Source organism: Corynebacterium auriscanis, from assembly GCF_030408435.1.
In the GTDB taxonomy this organism is placed as follows: Bacteria; Actinomycetota; Actinomycetes; order Mycobacteriales; family Mycobacteriaceae; genus Corynebacterium; species Corynebacterium auriscanis.
Window position 1 is genome coordinate 1,483,801 of the sequence record NZ_CP047046.1, and the last position, 13,600, is coordinate 1,497,400.

8 protein-coding genes are annotated in these 13,600 nt (G+C 60.3%); 1 reads left to right on the forward strand and 7 read right to left on the reverse strand.

Features of this window, described 5'->3' with window-relative positions; all coding sequences use genetic code 11:
- The 3 genes from gdhA to rpsP all read right to left on the reverse strand — a co-directional run bounded on the left by gdhA (position 1) and on the right by rpsP (position 3,823).
- Positions 1–1,344 carry an NADP-specific glutamate dehydrogenase gene (gene gdhA, locus CAURIC_RS06285; protein ID WP_035112778.1) on the reverse strand — a complete coding sequence of 448 codons (1,344 nt, stop codon included), beginning with the start codon at positions 1,342–1,344 and terminating at the stop codon, positions 1–3.
- A gap of 84 nt (positions 1,345–1,428) precedes the next feature.
- Entirely contained in the window at positions 1,429–2,922 is a 1,494-nt protein-coding gene (locus CAURIC_RS06290) for an HNH endonuclease signature motif containing protein (RefSeq protein ID WP_290182131.1), read from the reverse strand.
- Between the two features lie 373 nt (positions 2,923–3,295).
- Positions 3,296–3,823, reverse strand: coding sequence for a 30S ribosomal protein S16 (gene rpsP / locus CAURIC_RS06295; protein WP_035115047.1), 528 nt, complete (start codon positions 3,821–3,823; stop codon positions 3,296–3,298).
- A gap of 201 nt (positions 3,824–4,024) precedes the next feature.
- On the opposite strand from rpsP, the gene CAURIC_RS06300 reads away from it, so the two are divergent.
- Entirely contained in the window at positions 4,025–5,254 is a 1,230-nt protein-coding gene (locus tag CAURIC_RS06300) for a protein adenylyltransferase SelO family protein (RefSeq protein ID WP_035115045.1), read from the forward strand.
- Positions 5,255–5,275: 21 nt separating this feature from the next.
- Here the strand turns inward: CAURIC_RS06300 and ffh are convergent, their stop codons facing one another.
- The 4 genes from ffh to CAURIC_RS06320 all read right to left on the reverse strand — a co-directional run bounded on the left by ffh (position 5,276) and on the right by CAURIC_RS06320 (position 13,566).
- Positions 5,276–6,862 carry a signal recognition particle protein gene (ffh, locus tag CAURIC_RS06305; RefSeq protein ID WP_290182133.1) on the reverse strand — a complete coding sequence of 529 codons (1,587 nt, stop codon included), beginning with the start codon at positions 6,860–6,862 and terminating at the stop codon, positions 5,276–5,278.
- Positions 6,863–7,002: 140 nt separating this feature from the next.
- Positions 7,003–8,367, reverse strand: coding sequence for an ammonium transporter (locus tag CAURIC_RS06310; RefSeq protein WP_035115043.1), 1,365 nt, complete (start codon positions 8,365–8,367; stop codon positions 7,003–7,005).
- Between the two features lie 153 nt (positions 8,368–8,520).
- Complete coding sequence (ftsY, locus tag CAURIC_RS06315) at positions 8,521–9,993, reverse strand: signal recognition particle-docking protein FtsY (protein WP_290182135.1); 1,473 nt, start codon at positions 9,991–9,993, stop codon at positions 8,521–8,523.
- A 60-nt stretch (positions 9,994–10,053) separates the two neighbouring features.
- Complete coding sequence (locus CAURIC_RS06320; protein ID WP_035115038.1) at positions 10,054–13,566, reverse strand: hypothetical protein; 3,513 nt, start codon at positions 13,564–13,566, stop codon at positions 10,054–10,056.
- Positions 13,567–13,600: the final 34 nt, after the last annotated feature.

Below are 13,600 nucleotides of genomic sequence, written 5' to 3' on the forward strand. Positions count from 1 at the left end.
TTAGATCACGCCCTGAGCCAGCATCGCATCCGCTACCTTGCGGAAACCGGCGATGTTCGCGCCCGCCACGTAGTTACCTGGCTGGTCGAACTCTTCTGCGGTCTCGGCTGTGACTTTGAAGATGTTGCGCATGATGTTGCGCAGACGCTTGTCGGTGTACTCAAAGCTCCAAGAATCGCGGGATGCATTCTGCTGCATTTCCAGTGCAGACGTGGCCACGCCACCGGCGTTGGCGGCTTTACCTGGGGCGAAGCTCATCTTGCGTTTACGGAAGACTTCAATAGCCTCTGGAGTGCAAGGCATGTTGGCGCCCTCGGCGACGAACATGCAACCGTTGTCGGCGAGCATCTTGGCGGATTCACCGTCCAGTTCGTTCTGGGTGGCACATGGGAGGGCCACCTCGGCCTCCACTTCCCAGATGTTGCCGTTTTCGCGGAACTCTGCGTGGTCGATGGCGTTCGCGTAATCCGATACGCGGCCACGCTGAACTTCCTTGACCTCGCGCAGCAAGTCCACGTCCACCCCCTCAGGGCAGTAAACATATCCCGAGGAATCCGAGAACGCCACGACCGTGGCACCCAGTTCCTGGGCTTTTTCAATGGCGTAGATGGCCACGTTGCCGGAACCGGAAACGATCACGCGAGCGCCATCCAGTCGCTTGCCACGGGCAGCCATCATCTCCTGGGTGAAGTAAACGCAACCGTAGCCTGTGGCCTCGGTACGCACGAGGGAGCCACCCCAGTTGAGGCCCTTGCCCGTAAGGACACCGTTTTCGTGACGACCGTTGATGCGTCGGTATTGCCCGAACAGGAAGCCGATCTCCCGAGAGCCAACGCCGATATCGCCAGCCGGGACGTCCACCTTGTCGCCAATGTGTCGCTGCAACTCGGTCATGAAGGATTGGCAGAACGCCATAATTTCCCGGTCCGACTTACCTTTGGGGTCGAAGTCGGAGCCACCCTTGCCGCCGCCGATGGGCAGGCCTGTTAGTGAGTTCTTGAAGATTTGCTCGAAACCCAGAAACTTGATGATGCCAAGGTTCACGCTGGGATGGAAACGCAGACCACCCTTGTATGGGCCCAGTACAGAGTTGAACTGCACGCGGAAACCGCGGTTAACGCGGACGTTTCCTTGGTCATCGATCCACGGCACACGGAAGATGATCTGGCGCTCGGGCTCACACATGCGCTCGATGAGGCCGTACTCCCCGTATGTGCTGTCCTTGTGGAGGACATACTTCAAACTTTGAAGCACTTCTGCGACAGCCTGATGAAACTCAGGCTCGCCCGCGTTTCGCTGCAGAATCTGGTCGTAGTATTCCTTGACTGTTTGATCAACGTTCACGGGGATCCCTTTCCAGGATGGGCTGTGGTTCAGAGAACAATTCTATTCCCTCGTGCCGAAGCACACAGAAATAGGTCTACTCAACTAGAAGGGTGGGTCTTCGTGCCGTTCGCTCTCCTGCCTTCTTATCCGTTCCCGTTCTAGTCTTTCCTCGTTGTAGCTCCTCACCACCGCCACCCTTCGTGTGGCTTTGTGTTGGAATGTTTCGCGGCCGAGGGGGCCGTCGCTGGTGGTGGTGATGGTGTGGCCGTCTCCGTGGCTGGTCCAGGTTTCTGTGCCGTCGGGGTGGAGGGTTACATCCCAGTTTCCGGCGGTTTTCAACCGGTGGTGCTTAGCGCACAGCAGATGCAAATTGTCGGTGGACGTCGGCCCCGACGTGGTGGGGTTGGTGTGGTCGTAGCGGTGGACGTGGTCGATTTGGCATCGGTGGGCGGGGATGGTGCAGCCGGGGAATCGGCAGTGCCCGTCTCGTCCGGCGACCATGGCAGCGGTGCGAGCGGATGGTTGGTAGCCGTTGTTGTCGCTGGTGCCGGCGCCGGCGAGGTGGGTGATGCGGTCGAGCCAGGCAGCGGAGGCGGCGGTGGTGAGCCAGTGACCTTCGCCGAAGACGTCGTCCAGTGGCAGGCCGAAGGTGTTTTTGTAGAGGTTGAGTGTGATCGATGCGGTGGTCTGGCCGCGTAGCAGCCCGAGGAAGGCTTGGCCTTGGGTGGTGTTATTGGTGGTGGCGGCGTTGTTGATGGCTTTGAGTAGTTCGACGCCGGTGATGGCATCGACGGTGAGAGTGAAGGTGGTGTAGTTCGGGTCGCGGTTGTCGTAGCTAAAGGAGCTCACACCATCGTGGTAGGTATCCTCATCCATGGGTGGGACGTCATCGGGGTTGATGCCGTCGTTATCACTGTCAGCATTAGCGCTATCCTCCGGCATCGGTACAGCAATTGGGTCAAGGAACTGTAGTAATTGGGTGACCGTGTTATTGACCCATGTGACAGTTCGCATGGCTTGGTTGCGCACTGTTGGTTGTAGCAGCCGAACCATGGCGTGATCGATCAATTCATCCTTGGAAGTATCAGCGGCTTCAAGCTGCTCACACAGTCGGTGCACCAACTGAAAGTTCAGTAGGCCATCCATTGCAATCTCAGACAACCGAGGAAAACGTGGCAAGATCAACCCGACCATCGCGACTTGTTCGGCCTTCCACTCCGTCATACCAGTGCGGGCACCAATACGGCTGGCGTGATCCTGAATGCGATCGTTCCACTGTGGCTGAGTCAAGTACGCCATGAACACGTTCAAAGAATTCACCGACTTCGCTGCCAAACTCACTGGATCGTTCGGATCATCAATTCGCCATGATGCATCGGGCGCGCGCCATGGAGGCAACAACCTGGTCAGGATCGGTTCCAACTCGGCTGGAGGCTCGCCCCATTTCTCCTCTGGGCTTGAGGTTGCAGCTGTGGTCTCGCTGGGCAGAATTGATTGGCCGGGCAAATGTGGCTGGCTAAGTTGGCCTGGCTGGTCAGGTTGGGCTGGCTGGTCCGGTTGGTCGCTAGATCTGTTGTCTGCCGTCGGTGCGGTCATCGTTTTCCCCTAAATCCCTTAAAACTCTTAACCCAATCCTAGAACACCCTTTCTAACGCCGTCAATACCCCACCAGGTTTCAAACCATCATCACCGCCGCTTCGGAACAATTCACCTTGTTCCTCGCAGGTAAAATGCATTTTTTACCGAAAGCCCTGAAGATACTCCCCTAACCCCTTCCATCCGCTCTCCAGATATACGAACAGATGAACTAAAACCTTATGAACACGCCAGCCGACGACAGCTAGAGCCAATAAACCCACGCAGGTAAGGGCGGCGAGGGGGCGTCGAATAAAAAAAGAACCGCACCCCCCCGGCCCAGCAAACGGGACGCGGCGAAAGTGCGGAATAAAGAGAAGCAGAAGCCTGCAGATTACTCTGCGGAAGCCTCGGCCTCCTCGGAAGACTCAGCAGCCTCTGCGGAATCGGAAGACTCAGCAGCCTCAGCCTCCTTAGCAGCAGCTTCCTCAGCAGCCTTGGCCTCTTCAGCAGCCTTAGCCTCGGCCTCTTCCTTAGCCTTGCGCTTCTTCTCAGTGATAGCCTCAGCGGTTGGGCCGTCAGCGGCCTCGGCCAGAGCCTCGTTGAACAGATCCAGCTTGGACTTCTTCTCTGGCTGAGCCTTCAGGGTACCCTCGGCGCCCTCGATGCCCTTGAACTTCTGCCAGTCGCCGGTCACCTTCAGCAGAGCGAGAACTGGCTCGGTTGGCTGAGCACCAACACCCAACCAGTACTGTGCACGCTCAGAATCGATGCGGATGACAGATGGTTCGTAAGCTGGCTGGTAGATGCCAAGATTCTCGATAACCTTGCCGGATCGACGGGTACGGGCGTCGGCAACAACAACACGGTACTCAGGGGTACGGATCTTACCCATACGCTGTAGCTTGATCTTTACGGCCATAATTGGCTCCTTCACTCGGTCACTGGGCAGTTCAGACACCCGCGCCCTGTTGCGCGGGCCGGTTCAACCCTTGATGTTTTACCTGCGCGTGACCACCGGCCGACCGGAGTCGGATGCGGTGTTACGCAGACAACCTCACATAGTCTACTGGAGCCGATACGCAGATCAAAGTCACATACGTTGCTCTGTAAGCTCGTCACCATGCAACACTTCCCTACCACGCCTTTCCCCACCGCATTACCGGAACTCTCACAGCCATGGCGTTCCGCTTCTTTTCCCGACGCCACCCTGGCCATCGCCAACGACGACCCGTGGGCCCTAGTCGCTGAGCGCGATTGGGACTTCGCAGGCGGAATGGAGGGGTGGGCCACCGCCTACTCGGGCCACCAATTTGGGCACTTCAATCCCGTCCTCGGCGACGGGCGCGCGCTACTTCTTGGGGAAACCGCTGATGGGCGCGAGGTGCAATTGAAGGGTTCGGGCCCCACTCCCTTCTCGCGTGGCGGTGACGGGTTAGGCACCCTGGGGTCCATGGTGCGCGAATTCGTCGTCAGCGAGGTCATGCACGCCGCCGGCATTCCGACCACCCGCATCGCCGCCGTGTTCCGCACAGGAGAGGAGATTGCCCGTAACGGACGACGCGAACCGGGTGGCATTGCGGTGCGGGTGGCGACGTCCCACATCCGCGTAGGAACATTTCAATTCGCCCGACTGCTGGACGAGCACCGGGGCGAGCATGCGGTTCTGCCCGCACTGGCCCAGTACACCCTTCAGCGAATCGTGGGCGCCCCCGGCGGGCGCGACGCGGAAATTCTGCGCCACGCAGTACAGACGCAAGCCGCTCTGGTAGCCAAATGGATGCGGGTGGGGTTCGTCCACGGAGTGATGAACACCGACAACATGTCGTTAGCCGGTGAAACCATCGACTACGGCCCCTGCGCATTCGTGGATACCTTCGACCCCACCGCCAAGTTCAGCAGCATCGATACCGCCGGGAGATATGCCTTCGGTCAGCAGCCCTCCATCGCGATGTGGAACCTGGCGCGGTTGGCCGAAGCGCTGTGCGGAACCAGCTTGGACGTGGAAGTGGATGAAGCTAACGCAATCGTGCAGACTTTCCCGGATCTCTACCACGACGCACTCACTCAGGAATTCGGCGGACCCTTGCCACCAGACGGCGTGGATCTGCGCCGTTGGTGGAGGGAAAACGCAGCAGAGCGCAGTACCGAGGACGCACCATGTAACCCGCCCCGGATCCCGCGGAACTACGAGATTGAAAACGCGGTCGAGGCTGCCACTCATGGCGATGTGAACGTGGCTGCGGAGCTTGTGGCGTCGGTAAAAGAAAAAGCGACAGACGACCAAAAGTGGCAAGACCCCGGCCCGCCGGAAGAAGGAACGGGGCCGTATGTCACCTACTGCGGGACCTGAAGCACGGGTGCCGGGCTAGGGTTACTTGCCCTTGGGGAACTTCATCTTGGACAAATCGATGTTCTCGAAGCCCGGTGGTAGCTGCTCCTGCATCTTTTCAAGCTCTGCCATGGAGGGCATTCCTCCACCCATCCCTGGCATCCCGGGCATTCCTGGCATCCCGGGCATCCCGCCCATTCCTGGACGCCGGTTGTTGCGTGGTTTGCCCTTCTTGCCCTTTTTACCCTTGCGGTGATTCTTGACCTTCTTGGTGGCCGAGCGCCCGCCCATGCCGAACTGCCCGGCCATCTGGCCCATCATCTTCTTCGCGTCAAAGAAACGGTCCACCAGCTGGTTGACCTCGGCGACAGTGACGCCCGAACCGTTGGCGATACGCTTGCGTCGCGAGGCATTAAGGATTTTGGGGTCATTGCGCTCGGCGGGGGTCATACCCCGGATGATGGCCTGGATACGATCAAGCTGCTTTTCATCGACCATGTCCGCCATCTGGGACATTTGCGAACCACCGGGCAACATCTTGAGAATACTCCCCAAGGGCCCCATCTTGCGGATCATCATCATCTGCTCGAGGAAATCCTCGAGAGTCAGTTCACCCGAGGCCATACGCTCGGCAGACGTCATGGCCTTTTCCTGGTCCATGACCTGCTCGGCTTGCTCAATCAAGGTGAGCACATCGCCCATGCCGAGGATGCGGTTGGCCATACGGTCGGGATGGAAGATGTCGAAATCTTCCAGCTTCTCGCCCGTAGAGGCGTACAGGATAGGCTTGCCCGTGACCTCACGGATGGACAGCGCCGCACCACCGCGGGCATCGCCGTCGAGCTTGGTGAGGACAACACCCGTGAAATCCACGCCGTCGCGGAACGCTTCGGCTGTGGTGACGGCATCCTGGCCGATCATGGCATCGATAACGAAGAGCACTTCGTCCGGTTCGACAGCATCGCGGATGTCGCGGGCCTGCTTCATCAGGACCTCGTCGATGCCCAAGCGGCCCGCGGTATCGATGATGACAATATCGTGATGAGTACGATAGGCCTCTTCCACACCCCGCTGCGCGACTTCAATGGGATCACCATGACTGGTGCCCATTTCATGATCGTGGGAATCGAGGCTAGTACCCGGGTTTGGCGCAAACACCGGCACGCCTGCGCGCTCACCGACGATCTGCAGCTGCTGCACCGCGCCAGGGCGCTGCAGGTCACAGGCCACGAGCATAGGGGTATGCCCTTGCTTGGCCAAGTGCTTGGAAAGCTTTCCGGCCAAGGTTGTCTTACCCGCACCCTGCAGGCCGGCGAGCATGATGATCGTCGGAGGATGCTTGGCGAGGTTCAGCCGGCGGGTCTCACCACCGAGGATGTTCTGCAGCTCCTCGTTGACGATCTTGATAACCTGCTGCGCCGGGTTGAGCGCCTCCGACACAGCTGCGCCGCGGGCGCGCTCCTTGATGCGGTTGATGAACCCGCGCACGACCGGGAGGGAGACGTCGGCTTCCAATAACGCAAGACGGATCTCGCGAGCGGTAGCGTTGATGTCCTCTTCGGTCAGGCGGCCCTTACCGCGCAGACCTTTGAGAGCACCAGTAAGGCGATCAGAAAGCGACTCAAACACGCTAGTCGTTGCTCCCTTAGGTTGTCGTGGGTGGTCAAGAAAATGAATCTCTCCCACTTTAGCGCGGTGGGTCGACTTTTCCTCAACCACGGTGGCCTAGCGGGCTGAGTAATACAGCCTAACTGGCTGAGTAATACAGCCTAGTGGGTTGATTCATCCTCCAGCATCGAGTGCTTCGTATCCGGCTCAGTGAATTCGTAGTGATAGGCCGTCTCCCCGTGGTGACTGGTATCGATGCCCAAGTCCTCCTCCGCGCGCGTAATCCTCCAACCCAACGTGAACTTCAGCAACAGGCCAATGGCGGTGGTTACCAGCGCGCAGTACAGGGCAGCCACCGCCGCAATTCCGATCTGCACAGCCACCAGCTTCAGACCATCCATGCCGCCGCCCGTGAACAACCCACGTTCCCGGGCGAGTAAACCGCAGGCGATCGTTCCCCAGACTCCCGCCACAAGGTGCAACCCCACAACATCCAGGGAATCGTCGAACTTGAATCGGAACTTCAACCCCACGCCCACGGCAGCAAGACCACCGCCCACGAAACCGATGATCAGGGACGCCATCGGCGTGAAATCCCCGGCGGCCGGTGTGATAGTAACCAGACCCGCAACCACGCCGGAGGCAACACCCAGCGAAGTCACACGGCCATCGCGCATGCGCTCCACGAGAATCCAGCCCAGCATTCCCGTGCAGGTAGCGGCGGTGGTGTTGATCCACGCCAGTGCCGCCAGCCCATCGGCGGCGAAGGCCGAACCGCCATTGAACCCGAACCAACCGAACCACAGCAGGGCTGCTCCCAGCATTACCAAAGGCATATTGTGCGGACGGTCCGGAGTCTTCATGAACGTGGCTGACTTACCGATAATCAGCGCGAGTACCAACCCCGCAACTCCCGCATTGATATGGACCACCGTGCCACCGGCAAAATCAATGGGAGCAATTGCGGCGACCGTCTCGCCATTTTCTGTAACCGTGCCAAAAACCTTAGCGGCCAACCCTTCTGCGGAGTGGCTCAGTAGGCCCCCGCCCCACACCATGTGCGCCATGGGGAAGTACGCGAATGTCACCCACAGCGCGCTAAATACAAGCCACGTACGAATTTTGACTCGGTTCGCCAGCGAACCCGAAATGATAGCGACGGCGATCATGGCGAATGTGACTTGGAAACAAATATCGATGACATTCGCATAGCCATTCGCACCCGCGACGTAAGTGTTGTCCGCGGTGAGAATCGAATCGCGCAACCCAAAGAATTCCAAGGGGTTCGACAAGATCCCGGCGAGCGACTGGCTTCCGTAGGACATGGACCATCCCCACAGGATGTAGCACACCCCCACGACCGCCATCGATGCGAAAGACATCAGCATCATATTGATCGCGGATTTTTGTCTGGACATTCCGCCATAAAACAGCGCAAGCGCCGGTGTCATTAGCAACACCAGCGCGGCACTCATCAACATCCATGCGGAATTACCACTGGCCACGGACAGTTGTTCGGTAGTCATCATCTCTCCTTATACGTCGAAGTGCCTTTTTATTCGACGCCCCCAATTGTCATCGCTAGTTGTTTCACAATTGGTTAAAGAGAGTTTCACTTATGTGAACATTCCCAATGTCCGTGTTTCAATTGTGTTTCCGGACGAGGAAACGACGGTGGATTAGCCCAGCAGGGCGTCCACAAAGCTTTCAACCTCAAACGGTGCCAGGTGATCTGCACCTTCACCCAACCCGACGAGCTTCACGGGCACCCCGAGTTCTTCCTGCACCTGGAAGACGATGCCACCCTTGGCGGTACCGTCGAGCTTGGTGAGGACGACACCCGTGATGTCCACGACCTCGCGGAACACGCGGGCCTGCATCAGACCGTTTTGGCCGACCGTGGCGTCGAGAACCAAAAGGACCTCGTCCACCTTGGCCTTTTTCTCTACAACGCGCTTGACCTTACCGAGCTGATCCATCAGGCCAACAGAGGTGTGCAGACGGCCCGCGGTATCGATGACGACGACGTCCACACCCTCGTCGGTTCCCTGCGCCACGGCATCGAAGGCGACTGACGCAGGATCCGCACCTTCCTTGCCACGCACGGTTTTAGCACCAACGCGGCGGCCCCACGTTTCCAACTGGTCAGCGGCAGCGGCACGGAAAGTATCCGCGGCGCCCAGTAGGACCTTGTGGCCCATGCCTACGAGAACGCGGGAGAGCTTGCCCGTAGTCGTGGTCTTTCCCGTGCCATTGACACCCACGACCATGATCACCGCCGGCTTGCCTTCATAGGGCATGGCCTTGATGGAACGGTCTAGCTCGGGCTTGCAGGCATCGATGAGCGCGGCACGGAGCATGGCGCGGGCTTCCGCTTCGCTGGAAACGCCGTTGACGGCGATGCGCTCGCGGAGGTCCTCGACGACCGCAAGCGTTGTCTTGGTGCCGAGGTCCGCCATCAGGAGGGTATCTTCGATTTCCTCCCACGCGTCCTCATCGAGATCGCCCGCAGAGAGGATGCCCAGCACGCCGCGGCCGATGACGTTCTGAGATTTGGACATACGTCCGCGGAGTTTCCCCAGGCGGCCCTGAACAGGTGCGATGTCCTCGGTTTGGGTGGGTGCGGGGGATGGCTCTGCTGGTTTGGCAGGCTCAGCTGGTTTGGGCTGGACTGACTCTGCTGGCTCAGCTGGTTTTGCTGGCTCTGCTGGTTTTGCAGGCTCAGCGGGTTTGGCTGGCTCAGCGGGTTTGGGCTGGGCTGGCTCAGCGGGTTTGGGCTGAGCTGGCTCAGCTGGTTTTGCAGGCTCAGCGGGTTTTGCTGGCTCTGCTGGTTTGGCTGGCTCTGCTGGCGCTGCGGGTTTGGGCTTGGGCGCGGGCTCTGGCTTGGGCTGCGTTGGCTCGGCTGGCTCTGCTGGTTTTGCTGGCTCAGCAACCTTCGTAGCGACTCCAGCCCCGCCCCCCGCGGTGAAGTTGAAGCCACCCTGCGCTTGGTAATTGCCGCTATCGGGTTTCTTCTGTTCGATCTGCTCCTTCTTCTCGAAAGAGACCTGTTTGGCCTTATTACGCTTCAGACCAATGGCAATAATGATCGCCGCAATGACGATCAACGCCACTACGCCGACAAGGATCCACACAAGAGTTGAACTGTACATGCCTACCAGTGTTTCAGAACTTATGTGAATGCGCTGCAAACAGTCCGACGACCGGGGGTCCTACTCCTTAACCCGGGGGCCAAAGATACCCAGCACCATGGCATCAGCCGAGACGATATCGCCAGTGACAAGATCCGGAACCAATCGAGCCATATCCGCCCACCCGGCATACGCCTGTGGCAACTGCCCCAGCGAGGACAAGTGGCCGTGCGCATGCATGCGAGTAGCCAACGCGAAAATCATACTGACCACCGGTGCCAGCGCCCACCGGTTGGCCGGCGTGTCGGTATCCACGCCCGACAGTCGATCAAAACGCACACGCGCAGACAAGTACAGCTGGCGGTTCGCCGACTTCACCCGGCGCAACACCGCCACCGCCGTCTTCATCAGCTGCGGGTCACCCAGCAAGTCGGACAGCTCCTGGCGTTTCTTGAACGTATCGAACACCGCGATCAAACGGCTGTTCTCCTCGCTCAACGCTCCCGGTACCACCCCCGCACCACCGAAGAACATGTCCAGCACCGCCTTCTGCTGCGCTGGATCCATGTGCGCGATCTGCACCGTCGTGTTATCAATGCAGGCGGTATCTAGGGAAACGTCGCGCCCGGTCTCAACCGTCTGCACCAGAGGGGCACCGGCAACTTCGCCCAATTCCGCACGCAGCTTGCGGGCTTCAGCGGACTCATCGTCAATGCGGGACAGCTCGTCCAAAATCTCCAGCGCCGCAATCCACGGGGTATCGCCGTGGCGTTCAACATCGCCAGTGGCCTGTTCCGCCTCGCCCACAGCACGCGCCATCGGCGTATGCACCAACCCGGACGCAATGAACTGCGCAGGCCGGTCACCGGCCGGAACCAGGGACCGTGACATGGCCCCAATCGATGCGCGTGGATCGTGTGTTAAGGCCTCACGCAGCTTATCCATCACCTCAAAGCGCCCAGCCAGCCAACCCGCCTGTACGTCCCACAACGTCGACAACACGGACGGGTCTGTAGGAATGTCCTCGCGCTCCCCCGCTAGGAAGGCGGAAAGGTGAGCCCAGGGGGAATCGGCGTCGTCCCCGACAAAGTAACCAGGGGCATCCACCTTGACCGACCGTGTCCCGGCGACCACTGGTGGCCGCAGGTGGCTGAAACGATCCTGGTGGAAAAGCTGCACACTCAACGGGCCCGCGTCGGTGAGATCCGCAGGCAGCTGCCCGTCGTAATCCACAAAACGGGCGGATTCCCACGGCGCGGTCAGCGGCCACACCCACGCACCCATGGTTTCCAGCTGGCCGGGGACCTCGCTGTGGATCTTCAGGCGGCCATTTTCAATCTCGACGCCCCACTCCCCATCCGAGACCAAATTCGCCAGGCGAACGCTTACCCGACGGGCGGCGATGGGATCTACGAATTCGAACTCGATGCTGCCCTGGCTCAGCAGCGCAATACTGCTGGCGATCGTGGAAAGCCCCACGAACCACGTCACGTTATCCACCGTGGTCAGCGCTAGCGTACGCACGGGGTTGCCGTGCCGATCGCGGACCACAAAGCGCGGGTCGTCCATGGGCGCGCCCGGGCGCACGCGGAAACGCGAATCGGTGTTCAACCACGCCTTCGCCATGTTGATCGGTTCGGTGCGCCACATGGGGTCCTCCCCGTGCAACGTCAGCTGGTAACGGATCCATGGGGGGCGAACCACGATGGGCAGTGCGTCACCGGCGTCGGTTTCCACTGAGGCCAGCGCATAACTGTCTTCCGCAGTGAGTGTGATCGGCTTGACCCGCAGGAACGGTTTCTCACCCGGGCGCAGGCGAACCGTTGCTGGGCTGAGGCCACCGCGCATAGGCAGACGGGTCTGCGAGCTGGGGCCTTCGATCTCCACTTCCACGGACATGCCCTCCACCAGCGCATATTCGTGGCGGAACGACTCGTTACGCGGCCCGCGCAAGCGCACGAGGTATTCACCCGCCCACGGGGAATCGTAGGCCTCGGGGTCGAATACATCGAATGCTCCACCCTCGGCGGGAACCTCGAGAGGCTGTTCTTCGGAGACCTCCTCGCCGATCTCACCCGGCCCCGCGTACGCGGATACGGACAAGTACCACTCTTCGGTCGCTCCCGAAATGGTCGGCGGGAACTCCACCATCAGAGACTCAGAGTGGATGGCCTTACCCGCAAGCGTGCGCACCGCGGGCAGTGGCTCGTCGGGTTCGATGAACCGCACGCGCTGGCGGGGGTCAATCGCGCGCACGCCCAGCATTGACGGCTGCGGCTCGCCCGGGCGCTCTACGTGCAACGCCAGCGATTCGGATAGGTCCAATTGACGGATAACCCAGCCGTCCCACGTTTTCATGCCGTGCTCTGCCAGAACCGGAACAATCTGGTCACGCACAGGATCCTTGGCCACCGAGTCCTGCGGGCACACCACGAAAACCTCGCTGTGGTGCAAACACACGTGGTCGGTGACGTCGTGGCCGCGGACGGTAAACAGCAGCACCGGGTCGGTAGCCGAGTTCACCATCGGCAAATGCCAGTGGTGGTCGCTGTACTTGTTGCGCACCCGCACCTCGCGCAGTGGGTGGCGCACCGGTACATCTACGATTTCGGATTCCACGCGGGCCGGGTTGTCGCTGCGCATCGCGCGGAACGCCCCCGGCCTGCCATCGAAATCCACGCGCCAGCGCGTTTCCGCACCGTCTTCCTCCCCCAATGGCTGGGCCGGCAAGCGCAGCAGCACGCGTTGGCGTTCTACATCCAAGTGGAACCGCGGTTGGTCTTCTTTCCGAGCGACGCCCACGCTATGCCGCCGCTCAAGGGTCCCGGCAGGTCGTTCGCGCAATTCCTCTACGACGTCCTCACGGATCAGCGCAGGGAACTTCTCTGTACCCTCGACTTCCCCAGCCAACAGCGCATACTCCCAGCCTTCGGAATTATCCGCCGCATAACGAACCGTCGCCACGACCGGGCGCAACAAGGTGGCAGCCGTTTCGGGCAACGTGGCACACAAGGGCCCCACCTGGCGGGGCTGTTCTGCCAGGATCGCAACCAGTGCCTGAGCTTCCGCCGCGAGCTCCCCCTGGGCGGACCCGTCGAGGCGTCGAGAATCAATCAGCTCAATGAGCTCGGGCACCCAGTCAGTAGCCACACCCACGTGGGCGAACAATCGACCAAGTTCGCCGTCCGGACCGCCCGTGACTTCATCGAACGTGTTCAACCCCGCGGCCGCGAGGATGTCCCGGTAACGGCCGTCGATGAGCTTGCGGCGCGCGGGTGTGGGTTCCAGGCCCAAACCGGACCAGTACTCCGAGGACAGCTCACCCACTTGGTGAAACCGCGCCGCGCGCGAAAGCAAGGTGGCCGCGGTGAGTGCCGGGCAGGCCTCCAGCAGTGCGCTTTCCGAGGAACCAGCCTCAACTTGTCGCGATATGAATGTGCCGAAGAAGCGGGTCATCCGCTCCAATTCGTCACCGTTGATGTCCAACTCCACGAACAGCTGGGTCTCAGCAAATTCGGATTCCAAACGGGCCTCAGTAGTCGAGGCCCATGGAAGAAGAGTGTCCTGCAGGTCTGCAATCGGGCTGTAAGTCACGCGACCATTCTAACCACGCCCGCCGACACTCCAG